Here is a 21,976-nt window from a genome sequence, read left to right as displayed (position 1 = left end):
CGGCCGCAGGAGCTGCCGTTGACCAGGCAGGGCCGCACGCTGCTCGGCAGGCACTTCCAGTGCTGCAGGTGCCGCACCCCGGCGCGCACCACCATGGCGAGCGGGGAGGCGATCTCCTTCCAGCTGAAGTCGTCGACGCGGGCCCACGGCGCCCGCTCGACCACGGCGGAGCGGTCGGTGTCGGTCACCCACAGCGGCACGATCCCATGCTCGGCGGCCGCGCGGGAGCGCCGGCGGACGGTGTCGGCGGTGATCGGCGAGTACTGGGCCTCCCAGCCGATCCGCCGACCGTCGTCGCCGATGACGAGGACATCGGTGCGGATCCGGCCGTCGGTCGCGCGGGCCTCGACGCCGGCATGGAGGCCGTGGCGTTCGGCGGCCCGGGCGATCCGCTCCTTCATCGCCTGGTGCTTCGCGCTCTCCGGCTCGCGGAGCTTGTTGTAGTACCGGCGCAGCATCTCCTCCCGGGCGGCGGCTTCGTCGTTGGCGGCCTGGCGGGCGGCGGCATTCTCGCGCATCCGCTGGCGGAGCTGCTGGTAGGCGCCGTGGTCGACGAGCGGCGATTCGGCCGGGGTGAAGACCAGACCGCGCTGGCCGCCAGCGCGGACGGGGACGAGCTGGTCCTGGTGATCACCGAGAGCGGCAACCAGCCGGTCGACGACCCCGAAGCGATGTCCGCCAACAACATCGAAGCCGCCCTCCAGTCGATCTGGCACGACCGCGAGCGCCTGCAGCGGGTCGTGAAGCACGAGCGGCGATACCTGCCGCCGCGACGGAGCGCAACTGTCGGTGGCGGTTCGTAGGCTGCCCACGTGAACATCGAAGACCTCTGGTGGCAATGCTGGAACCTCGGCGGAATCAGCCCGCGCATGGTGGAATCCCTGCTCGGCGCAGGCGAGTTGGAGCTGGTGATCCGCGCGGCGCAGGAACGCGCGGACTGGTTCTGCGCGAAGGCTGCCGCGCGCGAGCTGTCCACGGCCGGGGAGTCCGAGCGCGCACTGGAGCTGCTGGACCCATTCGTCCACGCCGGCTGGGAGGCCGCCGAGTGGTTGTCCGCCGAGATCATGGTCCGACGGGGCGAGGCGGACGACGCGCTGACGATGCTGCGCCCGGACGTGGCCGGCCTGAACTCCGGCGAGACGTGCCGGAAATACGCGCAGCTGCTGGTACAGGCCGGGCGGGTCGACGAGGCCATCGACGTGATGGTTCCCCACCTTGGGGAGTCCTGGCTGCTCACCGCCCTGGTCGAGATGACCGAGGGCCAGGGCCGGGACGAGCGGGTGCTGGAGCTGCTCGCGCCCCGGGCCGAGGAGGAGTGGGACGAGGAGGACGGGCCGGAGTGGGACGGGAACGCCCAGTGCCTCGACGACGGGTGGGATCGGGAGGTCCTGCGCGCCCGCGTCCTGGAACGGGCCGGCCGCGCGGACGAGGCGATCCGGGGGTTGAGCGCCTGTGTGGCCGTCGGCCGGCACCACACCCTGAACCTGTACGAGGCCTACGCCGAACTCCTCGCCCGGAACGGCCGGCTCGAGGAGCTGCGTACCCTCGTCGCCGGACCTCGCGGTGGCTCGGCCGTGGAGGCCTTCGCGGGCGCCCTGGAGAGGCTCGGACGGGCGGCTGAGGCGGAGGCGGTCGTCCGTGAACGGATCGACGCCCACGACCACTCCGGTGATCGGGGGGCACTGATGGCCCTGCTGGCCCGGCAGGGCCGGGTGGACGAGGCCGTCGAGGCCGGCCGTCCCACTTTCCACTACTTCGACTGCGGCAGCCACCTCCAGTGGACCCTCGACCTTCTTGTCGAGGATGGCCGGCCCGAACGCGCCCCCGCCCTCCTCGACGAACTCCGCCACGCCGACACCTATGCCGACGACCACCCGGTCCTCGACCCCGCCCGGCGGATACGCCTGCTCGGCGCGGCAGGGCAATACGCCGAGGCCATCGCCGGGGCGACGGCCCTGGACCAGCACGAACCCGGCGAGCGGGACGTGCTGCTGGCACAGCTGCTGGACGGCGACGGCCGCCCGGAGGAGGCCGTCATCCTGCTCCGCTCCTCCCCCTACCGCTTCGCACCCGGGCCGCTGGCCGAGCTGCTGATCCGGCAGGGCCGCCCCGCCGAGGCCATCGCCGCCCTGCCAACCATCGCCGAGGAACGGGCGGCCGCGGAGCAGAGGGAGCGAGAGACCAAGCGCCACCGAGACCGCGGCCCGTTGAACGGGGCGACCACCGGCGGCACCCCGTAGGCCAACCTCGCGTGTCGAGCACACCCGAGGCCTCGGACAGAGCCAGGACCTGTTCGGGCGGGGCCCGGTCATCTTCGGGGCGCTGCTGATGCGGGATCAGGGCCCGGCGATCACCCAGGTCACGAAGATCGCGGACGTGCTCTCATCGCGCTCCGGCGGCGTGGCGGTCGGGTCGGTCGAGCGCTTGGCACCGCCTTTCCGCTCTGTCATCCTGCGGGAACGGCAGCCGGGGGCGGGGCGTCGGGTGGTCCGTTCTTCAGGGGGTTTGGTGGGATCGGTCGGTGTGGTGTGCGTGGTGGCCGCGCTCCTCGGGGCGGGGCTGCTGCGATGGCAACCGGCCCGGGGGCGGACTGACGGCCTGACAGCCGCGGCGATCGCGGGGGTGCGTGGGGGGTCGACGGCCGCACTGGTGGTGGCCGTCGTCGAGCTTCACCTCGCGGGGGTGCTCGACACCGACCGACGGGGCCGCCTGCGGCGGGTGGTGCACGCCCACTCCGGGCAGGACACGACTCCACTGCACCGGGCAGCACGGACGGCGTTCGGCCGGGACCTGTCCTGGGCCGACGCCGTGACCACCCCGCCCGTGAGGCGGGCCCGCGAGGAGACCCGCACCGACCTGGTCCACCGCGGCCTGCGCTGCAGCCCGGCCCGGCTGGCCACGTCCAGCGTGCTGGCCACGGCCACCTTCGCCACGGGCGCGCTCGCCACCGCGCGGGGCGCCTGGTGGACAGGCCTGCCCATGACCGCACTCCCGCTCGTGCTGCTCTGCGCCCCGGCCCGCACCCTCGCCGGACACCGGCTGCTGCGCGAGCTGCGCCGCCGGCACCCCCTGAACGGGGCGGCAGCGCCAGATGGCACACCATCGGGACCCGACGGGGCAGGACTGCTGACCGCGCTGTACGGACGCCGGGCGCTGCGCCTGCTGCTGCCGGACTTCGCCGCGCGGGCCGCGCTGCTCGGCGGGCGCGGGGCCCGGGAGACCGTCGCCCGCACCGGCAGCGACTACGGCCCGTACGAGGGGTCCGGCAACGCCGCGAGCTACAGCGGCGACCTCTGACGTCGGGCGGCCCCGGCTGCCGCTGCTGGTACAGGCGCCCGGTTGGCGGACTGCGGCTCAGCACCGGTGCCGGGCCCACCTGCCGCGGCGCGCCAGCACGGACCTGTGGCTCACCGGTCCACACACCACTCCGACCATGACGCCCCATCGGCCCCGCCTGCGCGGGGGTCAGCCGGGGGCCGACGAGTACGGGCGCGGTACGACCAGGTCCTCCCCGCATGCGCGGGGGTCAGCCGCCCTCCTGAACGGGATCGTCATCGGCCGCGAGGAACCCGCAGAGCCGTACGTCGCTCAGGACCACGTCACCGGAAGGCCCACTCCCGTAAACGGGAGTGGGCCTATCGGCGGCTGTTGACACCCGTTCATGGCTCCAGTGGGTCACCCGTTCGGGGCTGCGAAACCGGGTCAGAGAGCCATAGAGACGGTACGCAACGGTCCAAAGCAGATCAGCAGCCTTCGGCGATGGCGGGGACCTGGGTTGGCGTGCCCGGGGCTGGGTAGCTCACCTGCCATGACGGAGCACCTGACCCCCTGCCCCAGCCACTTGGTGCCGGTGATCACCAGCACGGCCACCTTCAACGCGGCGTACTCGGCGGCGAAGCACGCGAACGCGGTGTTCGTCGCGGTCGAGCGGGCCGGAAGGTCGTGGACGGTCCGGGCTGACACCCTGACCGCTCTCGGCCACCAGGTCGACGACGAGGTGCAGACCGCGCTCACCGAGGCCGCGACGAGGCTCGTGGTCAGCGGTGAGTTGGCCTCCGGGGCGTCCCCCGGCCCGGTCCACATCACCCTGCGCGGCGTCGCCGACGAAGAGCGTGCCCGGGAGCTGGCAGCCGCCGTGCACGCCGCGCTGCACGGCGACCTGCTCCCGCTCCACCAGGCCGTGCCCGCGGTCGGCCGCTGAGCCCAGCCGAAGGAGACCGCCGGGGACTGGAAAGCGACCCGGCAGCTGGGCGGCCCCGCTCGCCCCAGACACCCACCACACGAGGTGCGTCTGACGGGCGGTAGGAGGGTGGGCACGCCCGGCGGCGGGCGCCGGGAGTCCGGTTACGGCCGGGGCGGCCCGGCGACGGTGAGCGCGTGCCCACATAGGACGGTCAGCCGGGGTGCCGGCGCGGCCGCGACGCCCGCTTCATCCCTCCTCCAGCAGGCTGCGCCGGGACCCCGGCTGGGCAGGCGGATAGCGGTTTACTGCGGGCCGGGTCCGGTCCCGCCGCCCGGGGCCACTCAGACCTCTTGTACCGGATTCTGAGGGGGGGGGCGAAGGGGTTCACCACGGCGGGGCCCGAGCCCGGGCGGTCAGCGATTTCGACTCCCCTCGGGGCCGAGCGTGGCCAACTCGTACGGCCTGAGCTGGACCGATGCGCCAACTCCTCGCCCCAGCGAGGGAGCGGGGTCAGAGTGCGTCGGTCGGGAGGTCCCGCTGCCACGTCCACCAGCGGTCGGCACCGGACGGGTGTCAGTACCGTCCGGCTCGCCACCGTCGCCGTCCTTTTCAGGGCGAGCGAGCGGCGCGGCCGCTCCGGCACCCCCGGCTGACCGTCAGTTCAGCGGATGAGGCTGCGCAGGACGGGGATGCTGATTCCGAATGCGCTCATTCCAGCGATGACCGCCGAAGCGAGCGGGACTCCGGTGGTGGCCGTGAGGCCGCCGAAGACCAGGCCGATGACGACCGCGACGAGCAGTATGACAGTGGTGTGCAGAGACAGAAAGGGCTGACTGGTCTCCATGTACTTCACCTCTCGGTTCGTTACTTTCGGTAGTGAATCTGGCCCTCGGATCCCCCTCCCCAGTGCGGGCACGGGGCAGGCCAAGCCCCCACTGGCCATGATGGGCATGGTGGTTGGACCCATTGAGTGGACCCCGACGGCTTTGCCAGTCTATCAGAATGGTTACTCTCTGTGACGATGTTGCATTTGCCTTCGCCTGACCTGGGGTGATGCGCCAACTTCAGTGACAGTGTCGAACGCAGCCGCCTGCGCGAGCAGGAAGCCGCTACCGTGCTTGGTCATGACGAACGCGAGGAGCAGGCGGCGTGTGGTCCCGGGCAGCAGGTCCGGGCAGGAGCCGTACGAGCTGGTCGCTCCAGCCACGATGGCAGGCCTGCAGAAGTGGCGGGCCCTACCGGAGGAGCAGCGCCGCCGGCAGGAGCAGTCCTGGTCGACCCGGATGCAGACCTGCATCGCCTGGGCGGAGGAACACGGGGTCCGGCTGGGCCGAACCGGGGGCCATCCCGACTGGCTGCTGGGGAAGACCGTGCGACGGAACTACGACTCCCTGCCGAGCTGGTTGGACCACCCGCTCTACTGGGTGAAGGACCGGCGGCCGGCGGCCATCACGGCCTCGCTGTACGGCTACGAGCACCGGGAGGACGAGGTCCACGGCTGGGTCGCCGGGAAGCCCGGGATCGGGCTGGCCACAGGCCCGGGCTGGTACCACGACGGCACAGTTCAGATCGTGCTTTGGAACCGGGACGTGCTCGGCGAGGCCGTCACCGCCGCTGATGCCGGACCGAACGCCCTGCGGTGGCTCGCCCACCGGCCGTGAGGCCCGTCCGCAACGTCGGAGCCGAGTGGTTCGTGGTCCTGGTCGTGGAGCCAGGCGATGGCGGCGGATTTCACATAGAGGTGGTCGGCTGATCATCTGGCCCCGGCCCGGGCCGGGGCTGGCGAACGGGTTGTCGCGGCTACCCTGCCGCCACCGCCGCGCGGTTGTCGCGGCTTTCCCCGAACGAGCGAGGCCAGCCGCGGCTCACGCAGCTCCAGTCCTCGGCGGCGGCCAGGTCCTGCTCGACGGCGCGTAGCTCGTGCAGAGTGGCTGGCCCGGGTGCGGCCGTGCCCTGGTGGTCGGGCTGGGTGGTCACCTGGTCCTCCTCGGTGGCGGCCACCGTCGTGGCGGGTCGCAGGTTCGACGGTAGCGGGCGCCGGCCGAGGCCAGGCGCGTGCGTCGAGTTCGGCCGGCCAGGGGCGACCGTTCAAGCTTTGGGTGTGTCCAAGGCGGAGTCGGTGTAGTTGCCGTTCGCCTGCCGAACGATGCCGCCTTCTCCGAGGAGGATTGAGAGGACGCCGTAAGTACTTCCGCCGCTGATCCCGGTAGAGGTGCTCAGGTCTTCTGCGCTGAGTCCTTCGGTGCCGGCTTCGGCCAGGGCGCCGTGGATATCGTCCTTGAGTTGGTCAACCTTGCTCGCCTTGTTGGTGTGCGCTCGGTAGACGGTATCGCCGTTCTCCAGGCCGGCAAGAGTCCGTACTACGAACTCGATTCGCTCGGCGAGGCCTGCAAGCTTGGCGCCCTTTCGAAACTCGATGGTGCCGTCCAGCAGGTGGCGGACCCCCGCTTGGTGGGCCTCGTTGGCGAGCAGGTTCAGGAGATTGTTCTGGTTGCGCCGGACGGTGTCGTCCCATGGTTGGGCAGCGTACCGCTTGTCCATGGCCGCAACGGATTCTCGCAGGCGTTCAGCGGCTTCCATCAGCAGTTGTCCGTCCTCGCTTGCGGCGATTTCGGGGGCGGCCGTGGAAGGGAGTTTCGTGCTCTCCCTCATCGCCGTGCCTACTTCCCGATGCAGCAGTCGTGCGAGCGTGTGTGCTGTCTCCAGGGCGTGGTGGATGGTTGCCCTGTGGATTCCGGCATCGAGGTCGGTCTTCCTCGAGCCGCGTGTGGGCCTCGCTGGCGCGGGATAGTGCGTGTCCGCGAGTTCGCGTAGGGCTGTCGAGGTGATGACGGCGAGGCCCGCCAGGAGTCGCAGCGCTTCCTCCGGGTTAGTGGCGTAGCCCGGTCGAAGTCCGTGGAAGTAGTGGCCCACGGCGAGACCGAGTTCGGTCTCTGCGGTGCCGGTGGTGCTGAAGTCGGGTTTGTCTGCCACTAGCTGCCCTGCCTTTTCTGTAATTCCCAATCCGAGTGCACAGAATGTGATTTCAGTAGAATGCGCGACTTTCGGGTGACGGGTTGTTCCGTCGCCAGTCAGGACAGATCGTCGTACCGGTTGGCCCGCAGGTGCCGCCAAGCGCGGGCTTCCTCGCTGTCACGGGTGATTCGTCCGTCCCGCCAGGCCGCCTCGTAGGCCTCCTCCAGCGCATCGCCGATGGGATCGTCGATCGGGTCGTCAACCGGGTCGTCGATGGGATCGTCGAAAGTCTGGGCTTCGGGGGCGGGTGGCGGAACGTACCGGAACTCGTCGCCGCAGTCGGGGGCGAAGGGGGATGTCATCAGGTCTCCAGGACGGAATAGCGTGTGCGGTTGTCAGAACGGTGTGTTCTCGTCCCAGGCGGTGAAGCCGTCGTCGATCAGAGACTCGGTCGGGCTCGCGTCGTGCACGAATAGTGCTGTGGCGTCACTGAGCTCTTCGGCGGCTTGCTGTTCGGGGATCGGCGCCCTGGGCAGCCTGCGGACCGGCTGCGGGTTCTTCTGCCACTTCCGCCGCACGGTCTCCCGCGTGCGGGCCCTCTTCGCGCATTGCCAGCACAGCCACCCCTCGCCGACGGGGACGATGGTGCCGTTCCAGCAGCCGTCGGCCGCGCACTGGGTCCTTTCCGCCTCTGAGAACTGAGGTGCACCGCCGCCGGATTCTCCGGTCTCCCTGACCGGCTCGTAGCCGCGGGGGCGTTCGGCGAGGATGAACGGCGCGTGGCGGGCGGTCGAGAAGTCGATCAGCTCGCGGTCGTGGGCCTCGGGAGCGTTCTGGTGAACGGGGCACTTCTGCCATAGCCAGCGCAGTGCGTCCATGTAGTCGAGGGGCTGGATCTCCCAGGCCCACATCCGGCCGCGGTAGGTCAGCAGGATTGCCTTGCCGTTGCGGCCGGCCGCAGGGGGGATGTCGACCTGGGTCCATCCTCCCTCGGAGGCGTCGAAGACCGGGTTCTCGCAGCGCCGTCCGGTGCCTTCCGCATCGGCAACGCACTGCAGGTCCTCGATCCGACCGGGGCAGATCTTCAGCACGGATCCGTGGCTCAGCACGTGCCGGATGTTCCCGTCCGCAGCCGCATTCTCGGGTTCCGGCTGTTCGACCTCATCTTCGTCGTCCGGGACCTCGCTGGGCGGGACGAACCTGCCCGAGTCGATCAGCTTTCGGGTGTTCACCCCGAGTACCTGGGTCATCCGTGCCAGCTCGGGCTCCTGACCGATGTGTTCCAGCGCCGGGCAGATCGCGGGGTGCGGGATCCGGCACTGGTCGCCAACGGTGCCGGAGTGGGCCATGCCCCGGTCGACGCTCCACTGGTGGCGCCGGGGGACCCGGTGGCTGGGGAACGGCATGGGTGTCAGGGGAATACGGCCGCCGTCGAACCGGTCGAACCACTCCACGATGTTGCCGCACCAGCTACAGGTCCCCCGAGCCCTGGCGCGCAGGACCTTCGACGGGTTGCTCGCGTGCAGACGCAGACCACGCCCGGCATCGCCCCCGTCGCCACGGTTGAACGAATCCTCCGAGCCCATCGCAGCTCCCCACCCGAACCGGCCGTCACCCCGAGGCTCCCCGACGAACAGCCTCGACGATACAGATGGCCGAACAAGATCACGGACAACAGCACTTGACGAACCATCATGCCCGATGTCCGGCGGGCCGCAGGTCTGTTCGCGAGAAGCCTTGGCAGGTTCCCCGCCCGGCGTCCCCACCGGCGACCTGCCGGATACTGGGGGCCATGTCAGACGCAGGACTTGACGCCGCCGCCCGGGCTGGCTGAGGGCCCTGGGAACTCGGCCCAGTCAGGCGAGCCGGAAGGCCAGGGTCGGTGGGGAGGGGAGCGGGTGCGGCCGGGTCAGCGGCCGATGGTGACCACCGCGGCTGCCGCGGCCTGCCCGGTGAGGGTGTAGGCGCGCCGGTCGCCGTTGCGGGCGGCCGGGACGGCGGCGAGGTGGATCAGCAGCACTCCGGCCGGGATGGTCCGGGGTGCGGGTCCGGCCCAGCGCAGCCAGATCGCGATGTGGCCGCTGGCGGCGGCGCGGGCGAGTTTGTCGGCGGTGGCGCGGCGGTTGCCGCGCTCGATCTCGATGACCAGATCGGGCAGGGCCGCGTGGCGGCACAGGAGGTCGTGCTCGCCGTCCTCGGGGCGCTCGGCCGGTGCTTCCCGCTCGGGTTCCCAGCCGTTGCGGGTGGCCCACTGGCCGACGACGCGGGACAAGTACTCCCGAATCCGGTCGGCGGGCAGACTGCGGAAGTGGACGTGTTCGCGTAGCTCGGCCGCAAGCGACTCGGCGATGCCCTCCCCCGGGACCCGGCCGTCCACCGGGAGGCGGGCGTTGGGCTGGTGCATCGGTCGCTCGGCCCGGGGTCCGGGCGCCGGCAGCCAGCCCTTGGAGCGCAGCCGGGCGACCGCCTGGCGGTGTGCCAGTCGCAGCTGGTGCTGCTGGTCGTCGATGCTCACCGCTTTGGTCTCCCTGGTGTCGAACGCGACCGGGCCACGGAGCCGGATCTTGCGCAGGTCCGGGTCGAGTGCGGTGGCGTCCTGCGGGTCGACCGGTGCGGTGAGCTCCCAGTACATGCCGCCCGCGATGGTGTTCACGCGCCGCATGTCCTGGCCGTAGGGCACGAAGTGGTAGACCGCGATCGGGTAGCCGGTGCCGGGGAGGTACTCGAACCCTGCCTCCCCGATCCCGGCGTCCTGCTCCAAGTGCCAGCGGATCTCCCGCAACGGGGCGTGGCCGGACGTCAGCTCCCCGTCCGGGGTGACGAGGACGTAGTGCCTGGCGGGGTGGGCGGACTCGTGCACGGCGTGTCCGATCGGTCGGAGGGCCCCGGCGGGTTGTCGAGGGCGGTCTGCAGGAGTGCGCGTACCTCGGTGGCGAGAACGACGAGGTCTGCGCTCCTGTCAGGCGCGATGTTGTCGCGGCCACCCTGCCGCCACCGCCGCGCGGTTGTCCCGGCTTTCCCCGAACGAGCGAGGCCAGCCACAACTCACGCCGCTCCGGTCCGCGGCGGAGCCAGGCGGGCGGTGCCCAGCGGGATCGCCACGGCCCGGGTGCCGCGGGCGACGGCGCCAGCAGCGCGGTGGCGTTCGCGCTGCTGGCGGGCGTGCTCGTCGGCGTCCGGGGTCGCGGAGTCCTCGATCGCAGGCCGGTGGGCGTCCTCGGGCTCGCGCAGCCGGCTGTAGTGCCGGCGCAGAATGGCCTCCCGCTCGGCGGCGGCCTCGTCGAGCGCGGCCTGGCGGGCGGCGGCGGCCTCGCGCATCCGGCGGCGCAGGTCCTGGTAGGCGGTGTGCTCGGCGAGCGGGTTGCGGGCCGGAGAGATGGTGGGAGGTGCTGTCCGGGAAGCGGGTCGGTCGTCCGGGTCCTGGTCGTGGTGTGCCGCCGGGGCGGGGCCAACACGGACGTCGATTGCCTGGACCGTGCCAGGGCGTAACTGCTCGAGGTCGGTGAGGATGCGGCGGTGGTGAAGGCGCAGCTGGGCGGCCCAGGCAGGGGAGTCGGCGACCACGCGCAGGCGGCGGGTGGTGGGGTCGTAGCCGGCGAGGTGCCAGTGGGCGGCGGCGTCTGGGCCGACGATCAAAGGCCAGTGGTCGCGCAGGCCCCCGCTGGCGGTGGCGAGGGTCCAGCCGTGGGCGGCGACCAGGGTGAGGAACACCTCCGCGAGGGGTTCGGGTTCGCGTGGACCGCGGCGTGCGGCCGTGGCGGGCCGGACCGGGCGAACGGTCCGCGGGGCGGAGGCGGTGCCGTTGGTGCGGGCGGCCTGGCGGGCGGCGCGCAGGGCGGTGCGGGCGAGATCAGCACCAATGGTCGGGGGCGGGGTCATCAGGCGTTCACCGCCTCGGGGACCGGGGCGGTGGTGGCTACGGAGCGGATCCGATGGGCGCGTTCGCGCAGCGCTCGAACGGTGTCAAGGCGCTGGAGGAGCAGGTGCCGGGCGGTGATGGTGCGGGCCTGGCGGGCTGCCTGGTCGGCGGCGTCCCGGGCCGCGGCGCGGGTGGGGTGGCGGTGGGCGGAGCGCATCGCGGCGGCATGGGCGAGTTCGGCTTCGGCGTCGGCGAGCGGCGATCGGGCCAGCAGCGAGAGGGCGCTGGCGCGGTACTCGGCGACGGCGTTCTGGGCGGTGAGGAGGTTGGACGCCCGCAGGCCGGCCGGATCGGCGTCGGCCGGGCGGGGCCGGCGCATCTCCTCTCGGAGCTCGTTGTGGACCTGGCGGGCGACGGCGTTGACGTCCTGGTGGTCGGCTAGGTCCGCGGATCCAGCGAGCGCCAGGTCCACGCACTCGCGGACGGCGGTGCGGGTGGCCCGCACGCTCCAGCACCCGGCACACAGGCCAGCCGCGGCCTCGGTGCCGCAGTCCTCGCACGGCGCCGCCCGGCGCGCAGCCTCGGCGGCCTCGGCCTGCGCCTGCCGTACCGCCCGGCGGGCATCGGCCTCGGCGCGCCGCTGCTCAGCCCGTTGACGGTCGGCCACCTGCTGTTCGGCGCGCAGCATCGCGTGCCGGTGCAGGTGCTGGTCGACTGCGGCGCGGCGCTGGTCGCTGGCAGCGCCGACCGGGAGGTGGGCGACGGCCTCGTGGACCAGGGCGTGGCGGTTCGAGCGGCGGTCGGTGAGCTGCTGTTCGCAGGTCACGCAGTCGGTGCGGGTGTCCAGGCGGAGTCCGTCGTCGCAGGCGGGGTGGGCGCACTCGGCGCGCTGGGGCAGGCCCTTGGCGAGCAGCCAGCCGACCGGGTCGGTCACCAGGGCGCTGCCGCCCTGGTGGCGCACGCGGTGCTGCAGCCGGTCGGCCAGCGCAGCCGCGGCGCCGGCGTTCCCGGTCCAGTTCCCGATCCGGGCGAGCTCGGCCCGTACGGCGGCCGCGATCCGGCGCCGTGACCAGGGACGGTCCAGGCGCTCCCACAGGCACGCCACCGGGGCGAGGGCCTGGGCGAGGGCCTGCGGCGGCCGCGGTACGGCCCGGTGCCCCGGTCCAGCGGGGACCTGCTGCTCCTGGTCGTGCTGGTCGATCGGGCTGGGGTTGGGCTTGTCCCCGTGCAGCGGGCCACCCGCACCACCGTCGGCAGTCGGCCGGACACCGGCCTGGGCCGCTGCTTCGGTGCCCGCGTGGCTCTCGCGCACGTCCGCGCGCTCCGGCCGACGGTGCTCAGCCACGACGGCGGCTGCGCCGGAAAAGCCACCATCCACCTCAAGATCACCAACAACCTCAACCACCGGAGAGTGAGAGGCGTGAAGGGGGGTCGTAACGCCGAGGTCTGAAATTTCCGCCCCGACAGCCTCCTCTGCCTCGCTGACCTGTGGATTCTTCTCCGCCACGGGAGCCCCACCAAGGGGGGTCGTAACGCCGAGGTCGCCGACGAAGCCGGCAGGGGCCTTGCGGACGGCCTCCCGGCGCGCCGAAGCGACCTGGTCCGCCGACACCGCCGACACCGCCGACACCGCCGTCGGCGCCGACCGGTGCGCGGCCGCCACCGCGGGCAGCACGATCCGCGACCGCGACAACAGCCCGCTCGCACCGCGCCGCGGCCGCTCCACCAGCCCGGCCTCCGCCAGCCGCGCGAGCACCTCCACCGCCCCCGCCGGAGCGCAGCCCAGCATCCACGCCAGCGTCACCGCCGGACGCCCCACCCCCGTGTCCACCCGGCCCCCGCGCAGCCGCACCCGGCCGCGCTCGTTCGCATCCAGCACCAGCAGCAGCGTCGCCAGCCGGTCCGTCGCCGCGCCGCGGCCCGTCCGCCCGGCCAGCGGTCCGCCCTCGGTCACCGTGCCGTCCCGGTGCGCCCAGCCCGGTGCGAACAGTGCCTCCACCAGGCCGTGTAGTACCGCGAGTTCCTTCTTCGTCAGGTTCAGCGGGTGCCCCGTCAGCCCGCGGGCCGCCGACACCGCGTTCAGCCGGCACTCCAGCGCCTGGTGGACCCGGTAGTCGTCCGAGAACGTCTCCACCGAGACCGCCCCGCCAGCGCGTAGCTCGCGCACCACGGCCTTCATCCGGCCCGCGGACAGCCCCAGCCACCGGCCCAGCTCGCCCTTGCGGATCAGCACCGCGCCGGTCTCCTCCGGCGTACGCGACAGCAGCACCACCGCCGCCAGCCGCACCGGATCCGGAGCACCGGCCAGGCCCGGCTCCGCCAGCAGCGCCCGCACCGCCCCCCGCAGCCGCGACCGCATCACCGCCGTCAACGCCAACGGCGCCAGCACCGGACGCGGCCCGCCGGCCACCGGCCCGAGGGGCGTCCGGCGAGGACGCGGCGCCCCGTACCTGGCAACGGGCCCCGACGTCGAGGGTGAGGGCGAGGGAACCGACTCGGCCAACGCAGCCGCCCGCTGGCTGGGAACGAGCGGGGCGGCCGGATCTACACCCGCAGGGGCGTCAACGAGGAGCTCGCCGCGCTCACCCGGGTGAGTGATATGCGTCACGTGGTCAGGGTGGCCAGGCCACGGTGTGGCTGCGGGCGCGGGAGCTGAGTTGGCCTCGCAGGCCAGGCAGGAAGCGGGAAACGCGGTCGCTGGACGGCCGGAGCCAGTGCCGGCGTCGCCGTAACCCGTGGCGTCGACATCGACGCCACAAGTACGACGGCACTGGCAGCTCGTACGGAGCTGCTGCAAAATGACAGGGTCTCCTAGCAGTAGGTGGGCATGCAAAAGGCGCCCTTGTGGGTGTTGGTTCTCGGCAGAACCTGAAGTTCGCCAGACCGACCGGTTGGTAGCCGGAGGTCGGGCCTTCGCGAACGAGTTGGTAGCTCGGTCGCGGTGAACTACAGGCCGCAGGTTGGTGGTGGTACACCGGCTGCGGCCGGGCGGTGGAACCCCTTGGCGGGGGTGGCAGCCGCCCGCGACGACTACGTCATCTCAACCTCCTCCGGGGGCGAGGTGTATCCGCATACAACGACGGCGGCACCCCACCGTGGATGCGACCCACAAGGGATCGCATCCACGGCGGGGTGCCGCGTGTGTGCCAGAGAGCGCGTACGGGTACGCTGCATCACGTCGACCTTCCTACAGTTCAGGTCTGACCATGGAGAGGGCCCCTGCCAGGGGGCGCTAATCCATTCGCGCCGTCCGGACTTGTCCAAGGTCCGGGCGGCGAATTCTTTTGTGTCGATCAAATGCGCAGCCAGCCTACCCCTTCCGAGGGCGCCACACGCAGCCATCGGTCGTTCGTGTCGATCTGACAGCACGAAGCTCTGATGGCCAGGCAAACACGAGGCATCAGACTCAACGACCTGGTGGCACGTCATGGGCACACCTGAATCAGGGCGTGCGTGCCAGCGGTCCGCCAATCAGTCTCAGAGACTTCCAGCTCAGCCAGCTTCTTCGGCCTTAGTCCAACGATGACGTCGGATTTCAGCGTGCGCAGCGTCGCGACCGGGCCGGGGAAGTAGCTTGTCGCTTCGGTGAACGGGGTTGTCGGCTTCCACCAGCGGTCGCCGACCAACCGCCGGTAGTTCAGATCGCCCTTCAGGATGGTCATGGTGGCGGCGGCGAGCTCTGACATCAGGGACTGCGGCATTGCGGTGAAGTCGAACGGTGCACACCAGAAGGTGTCGGTGCGTACCTTCAGCCGGCCAACTGACGCCGCCCTGCGTAGACGCTCGCCGACAGCGCGGGCCTCGCCCTTGCCGAGCAGCAGCGTCCGTAGGCAGTCGGCGACGTCCCCGAGCGTGGCGTCGGAGACGTAGTACGGCGTCGGCTTCACGTGCAGTACCACCTCGTCGGCCAGTCCGTGGGCGAGTAGGTGGTCAACGAGGTCCAGATCCGCGACCATCTCGGAGCCGGCGTTGTCCGCGACCAGGGCGACCGTTCCGCCCGGGGCGGAACGGAGCAGCTCCCACAGGCGCTCGCTGTCGTCGGTCACCAGGCCGGAGGCCTGGATACCGCAACCCGCGGTGATCTGGAGCGCCAGATCGGCGCGGTTGCCCCACAGGCTCGACAGAAGCAGCGACTGCCCGCGTTCGTCGTCGGCCAGGCCGGCGACGTCGTCGAGCGCTGAGATCTCCGCCAACACCGCCTCGCCCGCGAGCTCGGCCCGCTTGAACGGCGCGAACGGATCGACGCCCCGCCAGGGCCCGGGCTCGAAGAAGCTGGTGGCCTCGAGCAGGCGCCGGTAGAAGAAACTTTCCGCCCACAGGAACGGCACCTCCGCCCACCGGCGCCCGTAGTAGTCGCTTCCCCACTCGCGCCAGAGCTGGGCGTCGAGGGCGCTGTCGGGCAGCGGACGGATCTCGCCGTGGACGCCTTCCTCGGCGAGTTCGGATAGCGCCTCCCGCTGCCCAGGCCCGAAGGGCCAGGCCCCGGTGAGCCGTTCAACCAGCGCTGGATGCCGCTTGGCGAACACGTCGCTGGCAAAAGGCGACTCATTCGAAATGATCACCGGGGCCTTCTGGGACATGAGCGTCTATCCCTCTCAGAACTGGGTCAGGTTGAGGCCCAGGGCGACGACGCCGGCGGCGCTGCCGACGAGGATGCGGCCGTGGACCGGGTCGTAGGCGGCGCAGTTGAGGCTGCCGTCGATGCGGACCTCGGCGAGCTGCTGCTGCTCGGTGAGCGACCAGAGCCGGACGGTGCCGTCGGCGGCAGCGGAGACTAGCCGGTCCGGGGCGCTGGTGAAAGCGACCATGAGGATGCGGCCGGAGTGCCCACTCAGCTGGGCGGTGAACCGGTCGCTCGCCAGGTCGCGGACTGCGATGTCGCCAGTGCCGGCACCAACGACAGCCCGGGTGCCCTGGTCGTCGAGCGTGACGGCCCGAGCCCAGCCGGTCGGGCAGGTGAACCGGGAAACGAACTCGCCGTCGGCGGCCCTCCACACACGGACGGATCCGTCCCCGCCGCAGGCCGCGAGGACCTGACCATCGGCGTTGAACGCGATCGAGCGTAGACGGCCAGCGTGGACGTCCTGCGACCACAGCAGATTGCCGCCGGGGAGATCCCAGCAGCGGATGTGCCCGTCACCGGTGCTCGCCGCCAGCTTAGGAGCGGTGCGGGCCATGGCCACCGCCCAGGTACGGTTCGTGTCCCGGTTGAGGGTCAGCCCCCACGTCTCGTCTGTGAGCGACCAGGCCCGCACGGCACCGTCGCCGCACGCGGCCGCCACCAGGTCGGCGCCGGAGGCGAGGGACCAGACCCGTCCAGGCCCTGCCGGAAGCCGACGCAGCAGGGTCGAGGCGGTGGCATCGACCAGGTCGACCTGCCCCATACCGTCGCCGATCAGCCCGACCGCGCCAGTGCTCGAGTACGCCGTCGACCAGGTCGTGTTCGCCCCGGAGGCCAACGTCTGCAACTGACCGCCGTGCGCCGGCCACAGCCGCACGGCGCCGTCCTCGCAGCCTGCGACGACCGTGCCGTCACCGCTCCGCGTGAGCGAGCGGACCCAGTCGACGCCTGGCGGCAGTGTGGCCTTCCCGGCCTCGCCGTCGACGGTTAGCGCATGGATGGTCGGCTCCTCCGTCGCGGCGAGCACCAGCCCGCCGTCCAGAGAAGCAACGACGGAACGCACCCTGCCAGGCAGGTTCGCTGTCCGCCGGACCGGGGTGAGCGTGCCGCCCTTCGTCGTCCACATCACCACCGATCGGTCACTGGAACCGGAGGCCAGCAGACCCGAGCCTGGGGCGAACGCAACCGAGCGCACCCAGTCGCGGTGCTGGGCCTTCTCGTCCAGCAGACGCCCGGTGACCAGGTCGAAGAGCCGGACGAACTCGTCCTCGCCAGCAACTGCGATTGCTGGCTCCTCCCCGCCACCGACCGCGATCGACCAGACCGGCGTGCCGGTGGTCTGCATCCGGCGGGCCAGCAACAGCCGCTCGGTGTCCCACACGCACACGGCCCCGTCCTCGGCGCCCGAGACCAGCAGCGGCTGGTCCGGTGCGAACGCCAGGGCCCGGATTCGACGGGAGTGCCCGGCCATCACACCCACTGGCGTGCCGGAGTCTGTGCGGTACAGCCGGACCAGGCCGTCATCTCCGGCGGAGGCGACGACCGCTCCGTTCGGCGAGAGCGCGGTGGCGAATACCCAGCCCGTGTGTGCGCGGAAGGTGTGCAGCGGCTGACGGGTGTCGAGATCCCAGAGCCGCACCGTGCCGTCCTCGCCGCCAGAGGCGACAATCCTCGCCACGGTGGAGACGCTGACGATAGCTCCCACGTGCCCGGCGTCCTTCGACTCGGCCGCTGCGCCGCGGCGCAGCCACCCGGCGGCGAACGCCGCCCCGAGCGAGGCCGTTTCGGCGAGCGCCTCCGGCGTCACTGGCGAGGGGGACCGGTGCAGGGCGATCGACAGCGTCGCGGCTACATCGGCCGGCTCCACCAGCCCGGTCAGCAGATACCCGGAGCCCGCCATCACCCGCGCTGCCGTCCACATGGCCGAGCGCCGCCCCGTGGGCAGGGCGTCGAGGACCGCCGCGTCGGCGACCAGCGACTGCTCCCCCACCAGCGCGACCTTCCGTACCACGTAGGAGGGAGAGGACAGCAGCGCAACAAGCTCGTCTTCCAGGCCAGCTTCCCGCAGGTGGTACGGCAGGTGACCCCAGAGGTACTCCTGCTCGGCGCCCAGCTGCTCCCACCGGCCGCCGGTCGAATCGCGAAACGCATCCAGCAGAGAGCCGTGCAACTGCGTCCAGTCATCCGCGACCAGGTGCCGCAAGTAGGACCGGAATACGTCATGCAGCGTGATCGTCTCCGTGTCCGCCTGATAGCTGCTCACCAGTGACCGGTCCGCCAGGACACGACAGAACTGCCTGGTGGCGTGCGGAGACCAACCGAACGCCATCTTCCACCAATGCGTCAGCGCCCGGACCGGGATCGCTGTTGCCGGCGGGAACACTGCCAGCGACATGTACCGCGCTCGCAGGTCCGAAGCGCCGTCGAGCGCGACGTTCTCCTCCAAGCCATCCAGGCTGGACGCGATCGCCTGACCGATCGCGCTGCGCCGCTGGTCGGCGTCGAGCACGTCGAAGGCCTGCGGCCCGTAGTCGCGGATCGTCTCCGACGTCTCCGCCACAACGCGCCCCGAGGACGCCCCCGAAGCCACGTCCTGGCCGACGGTCGAACCGACAATCTGCGCAAGCAGCGGCCAACCGCCCAGCAGCTCGGCGAGTTGCTGGGCCTCCGAGTGCTGCAGCGAGGCGACGTTTCGGGTCAGCATCTCGCTGATCTCGGCCGCCGTCATCGGTCCGAGCCGCATGACCTGTGCGGTTGACGGACACACCCGGACGTTCCGTGTCGTCACCAGCCGTACGCACTCCGCGCCGCCAAGGAGGAACGGAGAGAGGTCGGCGGCGGACCACACGTTGTCGATGACCAGCAGTGCGCGCCGGTCCTGCAACAACCGTGCGAGATGGAAGCCGGCCTGTTCCGGATCCGTCAGCGCAGGCCTGGTCCCGCTGAGGTGGACGCAGACGTCGGAGACAAGCTCCACGACTCGGGCCGGGGTGCAGTCCTCGCCAGTCTCTACCCAGAGGATCTCCGGGAAGAGCTCCTGGATCCGCTCGTTGTTGACCAGCTGCGTTGCGATGGTCGTCTTGCCGAATCCCCCGGGACCTACGACGGCGACCGTCGCGATTCCTTCGGCGTTGTGTGCCTCCTCCAGGACGGAGATGAGGCCATCAAAGTCAGTGTTCCTGCGCACCAGACTGGGCTCCGCGTTCGGAATAGGGAGAAAGCTGCCCGGTGTCGCGGGAGCCCCCGGCATTTTGCCGATTGCTCCCCAGAACCGCTCCTGCTCAGCCGGGCTGCACCGCTCCAGGGTTGAGTCCAGTGCCTCCTGAAGGAGCTTGCTGATCGCCTTCGGATTGGAAGGTGACTCCCAGTCGGACACTGTCCGGCTTCCGACGCCCAGGTAGGCCGCGAATCCCCGCACCGACTGGCGCTTGGCTTCCCGTAATGCGCGCGATTCCTTTCCAGTCCAGCGCTGCACTGTGCCCACCGAGACCCCCTCGACCGACTCTCCGACGCTAACAACGAGTTGTGCCTTAAATCGCGGTCGCGTGCCTACTCCGCAGCAGACCCGCAGCACCACCGCCACGCTGATCTGCAGGGCGGTTTGGATCATGAACTAGATCTTCGTCGAGGCGAGCCTCAGTCCGCAGCGTTGCCGCAGCGCCACACCAGCCACAGCACCGGGAAGTCCCGGCAGGCTTCTGGACGTCGGAGCTGGACTACGCCGCCCCGCTATCGGATCAACCGGCTGGAGGTGAGTGATGACACTTACGTACTCGAGGAAGTTCGAAGCCCAGTCCGCTGAGCTTGTTCCAGCCCCTCGACGCGCTCGCGAAGCTCGGCAAGCTCACGTGCCAGATCCTCCAGCGTCGGAACAGCCGACGCTGGAGCCTCCGGGGAACTCACGAAACTTCCGCGTCCTGCCTGGGAGTAAACGGCGCCGCGGGAGCGCAGCTCGGCCAGGGCTCGCTGCACCGTTCCGGTCGCCAGACCGTGCTCAGCAGCCAGTTGGCTGGTGCTGGGGAGCTTGTCGCCCGGGCGGAGCTCTCCGCGGCGGATCTGCGCAAGGACAGCCTGCACCAGCTGTTGATACGGCACCTGTTGCCGGCTCGGGTGGCTACTCATGGGCGCATCGTACATCCGGCGCTTCGCCATAGATAGCCATGGCATGCATGTTGACATGGTTGCCATGGATGGATACCTTGATTGAGCAAGGCCAGCGCTGACAACGCCGGAGCAATACAGCGGTGTCACCCGTCTTCGGGCGGTGGCGAGGTCGAGGGGTCGATGCTCTAGCTCCCCCAAGCGTCAGACGACCGCACCTCATAGCAACACCAGATCTTTGAGCAGTGCTGCTGCACTGCCTGTCCGTCAGGGCCACCCGACATCGGCTGGCCCTGACGGGCGGAGAGAGCAGCAACCTCTCCCCTTCTCCCCTCTACCTCCTGGAGGATCCCGGTGTCGACGCGTACCCGCTCCCGCCGCACCTACGGTCGTGAGCCCCTCCAGCTCAGCAAGCTCAACCCCGCCGACGTCGACATGCTGCCCGGCGTGCAGATCTCCATCGTCTGCCGCGAGTGCTACAGCTGGCACCGCCTCGTCGGCACGACCGACCTGCGGGTGGTCCAGCACGGACGCGGCGACGGAGAGCGCTGCCCCGGTGGCAACCGGCAGATCAAGGCTGACCTCACCCCGGAACGGTGGATGGCCCGGCGCCGGCGCCAGCAGCAGGACGCGCTGCGGGCCGAGACCCGCCGCCCGACCACCGTCCACATCGCGCGGCCCCGCCCGGCCGCCCCAGCGCCGACCGCCGCCGAGCGCACCCAGCAGTGGTCCAAGGTCGACAAGGCCGTCGAGGCCGCCGACGTGCAGCGGGCCGAACCGCTGGAGGGCGCGCGCGGCCCGATCGTCCCGCTGACCCTGCCGGCCGGGGCCCGGCCGATTACCCAGAAGCCCACCGCGGACGAGGTGCTCGCGGCGAGCCCGCTGCGGCGGCACCGCGGCTCGGTCGCCGAGCCCGAGACGCTCCTCGCCTGATCCACCACCAGCACGAACGACCACGGCCGCCGCCGACCCGGTTGGTCCGGTTCGGCGGCGGCCGCGGCTGCTCGCGCAGCAGCAAGACGGCCCCGGGGATTGCGCCCCCGGGGCCGTCGTTCGATCGCCCACACCCCATCACCTGCAGAGCGAAAGGAAGACGATCGTGTCCACCATCATGGCATCCACCGCCGCCGTCCCGGACCTGGGCCAGCTCTACCACCAGTACTCCGTCCAGCTGCTGGCCGCCGCGGCCGAGCGGCTCGCCGGCACCAGCCCCTCCCCGGCGGACGACGCCGACGACCTCGCCCAGGACGTCTGGGCCTGGGCCACCCACATGCCCACGGTCCCGTCCTGGACCACCCTGCTGGAGATCCTGGACTGGCTGTGCGCCGAGCGGACCGAAGCGCCGCTGCAGGAGGAGCCCGCGGGCCTGCTGATGACCAGCGTCGCCAGTACGGCCGCCATCCCCGAGACCGCCGCCATCCCCGCCACCCTGGAGGACCAGTACGAGAGCCGGGTGCTCTCCCTCGTCGTTCACGACCTCGCGATGATCGCCCCGGCCGCCGGCGAGACCACCGTGATGAAGCTCGTCGCCGACGTCTGGCGGCAGGCCGAGGAGCACCTCGCCAAGGCCGGCCGTACCGGCTGGGCGCACATCTCCTGGTTCGTTCAGAACGCCATCGCCACCCGTGCCGCCGGCCTCCAGATGGCGGGGTGCTGACGATGTCGCAGCCCGACGCGGCGCAGGCCGCCGCTCTGGACGCGCTGAACGCGGAGCGCCTGCGCGCCGCGCAGGAGGCCATGGCGGCCGCGGAGCGGGCCCGCCAGGAGGCGGACCAGCTGCGCGAGGCGCGGCAGGCGACGCCGCAGCCGCCGGTGGTTCCGCAGCCGGGAGGGCAGTCCTGATGGGCATCCATTCCTTCCTGGGCCTCGGCTCCAGCAGCTCCGGATCCGGTTCGTCGGAGACGTCGACCCGTACGAGCGGGATGTCGACCACCGGCTGGCACCGCTCCAGCGAGGCCGACGCGCTGCGCCACCACCGCGAGGCGCAGGCCCCGGTCACCCCGGCGGCCACGGACCCGTACAGCCGGCCCGACGGCAGCACCCGGCGGAACTTCGGCCGGTCCTGTGACCTGCACAACGACGGGGGTGCACAGTGATCACCGCGCACCTCTGCCGCAGCTACGCCGGCGGCGGCACCCCCACCCCGCCGAAGAACCCGCCCACCCCGAAGGGAGCCGGCCGGTGATCCTCTCCAACCAGGCCGACGAGGCCCTGCGCCGGATGCGCGAGGACCAGGCCCGCCGCGACGCGGCGAAGG

The 21,976-nt window shown here is 71.4% G+C and carries 20 protein-coding genes; 9 read left to right on the top strand and 11 right to left on the bottom strand.

Going from position 1 to position 21,976, the window contains the following annotated elements; genetic code table 11:
* Positions 1–59: 59 nt before the first annotated feature.
* The 4 genes from ACFVVA_RS40245 (at position 60) to ACFVVA_RS40230 (ending at position 4,201) form a co-directional block, all read left to right on the top strand.
* A complete protein-coding gene (locus tag ACFVVA_RS40245) occupies positions 60–803 on the top strand; it encodes a hypothetical protein (RefSeq protein WP_387695646.1) in 744 nt (247 codons plus the stop codon).
* 9 nt (positions 804–812) lie between these two features.
* Positions 813–2,240 (top strand): tetratricopeptide repeat protein, encoded by a 1,428-nt coding sequence (locus ACFVVA_RS40240; protein ID WP_387695645.1) that lies wholly within the window; start codon positions 813–815, stop codon positions 2,238–2,240.
* A 160-nt stretch (positions 2,241–2,400) separates the two neighbouring features.
* Positions 2,401–3,297 (top strand): TIGR04222 domain-containing membrane protein, encoded by an 897-nt coding sequence (locus tag ACFVVA_RS40235; protein WP_387695653.1) that lies wholly within the window; start codon positions 2,401–2,403, stop codon positions 3,295–3,297.
* A 511-nt stretch (positions 3,298–3,808) separates the two neighbouring features.
* On the top strand, positions 3,809–4,201 hold the full coding sequence (locus ACFVVA_RS40230) for a hypothetical protein (protein WP_387695643.1): 393 nt from the start codon (positions 3,809–3,811) through the stop codon (positions 4,199–4,201).
* A gap of 643 nt (positions 4,202–4,844) precedes the next feature.
* On the opposite strand, the gene ACFVVA_RS40225 is transcribed toward ACFVVA_RS40230, so the two are convergent.
* A complete protein-coding gene (locus ACFVVA_RS40225; RefSeq protein ID WP_387695642.1) occupies positions 4,845–5,027 on the bottom strand; it encodes a hypothetical protein in 183 nt (60 codons plus the stop codon).
* A 280-nt stretch (positions 5,028–5,307) separates the two neighbouring features.
* Here ACFVVA_RS40225 and ACFVVA_RS40220 point away from each other — a divergent pair, with 280 nt between their 5' ends.
* Entirely contained in the window at positions 5,308–5,844 is a 537-nt protein-coding gene (locus ACFVVA_RS40220; RefSeq protein WP_387695641.1) for a hypothetical protein, read from the top strand.
* A gap of 139 nt (positions 5,845–5,983) precedes the next feature.
* On the opposite strand, the gene ACFVVA_RS40215 is transcribed toward ACFVVA_RS40220, so the two are convergent.
* The 10 genes from ACFVVA_RS40215 to ACFVVA_RS40170 form a co-directional block, all read right to left on the bottom strand.
* The gene (locus ACFVVA_RS40215) at positions 5,984–6,160 is read right to left on the bottom strand and encodes a hypothetical protein (RefSeq protein ID WP_387695640.1); all 177 of its coding nucleotides are present in this window, start codon (positions 6,158–6,160) and stop codon (positions 5,984–5,986) included.
* 111 nt (positions 6,161–6,271) lie between these two features.
* Positions 6,272–7,156 carry a hypothetical protein gene (locus ACFVVA_RS40210; protein WP_387695639.1) on the bottom strand — a complete coding sequence of 295 codons (885 nt, stop codon included), beginning with the start codon at positions 7,154–7,156 and terminating at the stop codon, positions 6,272–6,274.
* 98 nt (positions 7,157–7,254) lie between these two features.
* A complete protein-coding gene (locus ACFVVA_RS40205) occupies positions 7,255–7,500 on the bottom strand; it encodes a hypothetical protein (protein ID WP_387695638.1) in 246 nt (81 codons plus the stop codon).
* Positions 7,501–7,533: 33 nt separating this feature from the next.
* On the bottom strand, positions 7,534–8,724 hold the full coding sequence (locus tag ACFVVA_RS40200) for a DUF6083 domain-containing protein (RefSeq protein ID WP_387695637.1): 1,191 nt from the start codon (positions 8,722–8,724) through the stop codon (positions 7,534–7,536).
* A 323-nt stretch (positions 8,725–9,047) separates the two neighbouring features.
* On the bottom strand, positions 9,048–9,998 hold the full coding sequence (locus tag ACFVVA_RS40195) for a hypothetical protein (protein ID WP_387695635.1): 951 nt from the start codon (positions 9,996–9,998) through the stop codon (positions 9,048–9,050).
* Between the two features lie 185 nt (positions 9,999–10,183).
* A complete protein-coding gene (locus ACFVVA_RS40190; protein WP_387695634.1) occupies positions 10,184–11,017 on the bottom strand; it encodes a DciA family protein in 834 nt (277 codons plus the stop codon).
* Entirely contained in the window at positions 11,017–13,407 is a 2,391-nt protein-coding gene (locus tag ACFVVA_RS40185; RefSeq protein WP_387695632.1) for a hypothetical protein, read from the bottom strand. The genes ACFVVA_RS40190 and ACFVVA_RS40185 overlap by 1 nt, the downstream gene beginning before the upstream one ends.
* Positions 13,408–14,422: 1,015 nt before the next feature.
* Positions 14,423–15,577, bottom strand: coding sequence for a damage-control phosphatase ARMT1 family protein (locus ACFVVA_RS40180; protein ID WP_387695629.1), 1,155 nt, complete (start codon positions 15,575–15,577; stop codon positions 14,423–14,425).
* A gap of 15 nt (positions 15,578–15,592) precedes the next feature.
* Positions 15,593–19,228 carry an NB-ARC domain-containing protein gene (locus ACFVVA_RS40175; protein ID WP_387695628.1) on the bottom strand — a complete coding sequence of 1,212 codons (3,636 nt, stop codon included), beginning with the start codon at positions 19,226–19,228 and terminating at the stop codon, positions 15,593–15,595.
* 155 nt (positions 19,229–19,383) lie between these two features.
* Positions 19,384–19,740, bottom strand: coding sequence for a GntR family transcriptional regulator (locus ACFVVA_RS40170; protein WP_387695627.1), 357 nt, complete (start codon positions 19,738–19,740; stop codon positions 19,384–19,386).
* 333 nt (positions 19,741–20,073) lie between these two features.
* Here ACFVVA_RS40170 and ACFVVA_RS40165 point away from each other — a divergent pair, with 333 nt between their 5' ends.
* The 4 genes from ACFVVA_RS40165 to ACFVVA_RS40150 all read left to right on the top strand — a co-directional run bounded on the left by ACFVVA_RS40165 (position 20,074) and on the right by ACFVVA_RS40150 (position 21,815).
* Positions 20,074–20,652 carry a hypothetical protein gene (locus ACFVVA_RS40165; protein WP_387695625.1) on the top strand — a complete coding sequence of 193 codons (579 nt, stop codon included), beginning with the start codon at positions 20,074–20,076 and terminating at the stop codon, positions 20,650–20,652.
* A gap of 166 nt (positions 20,653–20,818) precedes the next feature.
* The gene (locus ACFVVA_RS40160; protein ID WP_387695624.1) at positions 20,819–21,376 is read left to right on the top strand and encodes a hypothetical protein; all 558 of its coding nucleotides are present in this window, start codon (positions 20,819–20,821) and stop codon (positions 21,374–21,376) included.
* A gap of 2 nt (positions 21,377–21,378) precedes the next feature.
* A complete protein-coding gene (locus tag ACFVVA_RS40155) occupies positions 21,379–21,561 on the top strand; it encodes a hypothetical protein (RefSeq protein WP_387695623.1) in 183 nt (60 codons plus the stop codon).
* Complete coding sequence (locus ACFVVA_RS40150) at positions 21,561–21,815, top strand: hypothetical protein (protein ID WP_387695622.1); 255 nt, start codon at positions 21,561–21,563, stop codon at positions 21,813–21,815. Before ACFVVA_RS40155 ends, ACFVVA_RS40150 begins: the two co-directional genes overlap by 1 nt.
* The last annotated feature ends 161 nt before the right edge of the window (positions 21,816–21,976 follow it).

It is taken from the genome of Kitasatospora sp. NPDC058048 (genome assembly GCF_042885555.1).
Lineage (GTDB): Bacteria > Actinomycetota > Actinomycetes > Streptomycetales > Streptomycetaceae > Kitasatospora > Kitasatospora lactacystinica.
The sequence above is the reverse complement of the archived record's forward strand: the minus strand, read 5'-3'. Positions and strand labels throughout refer to the sequence as shown.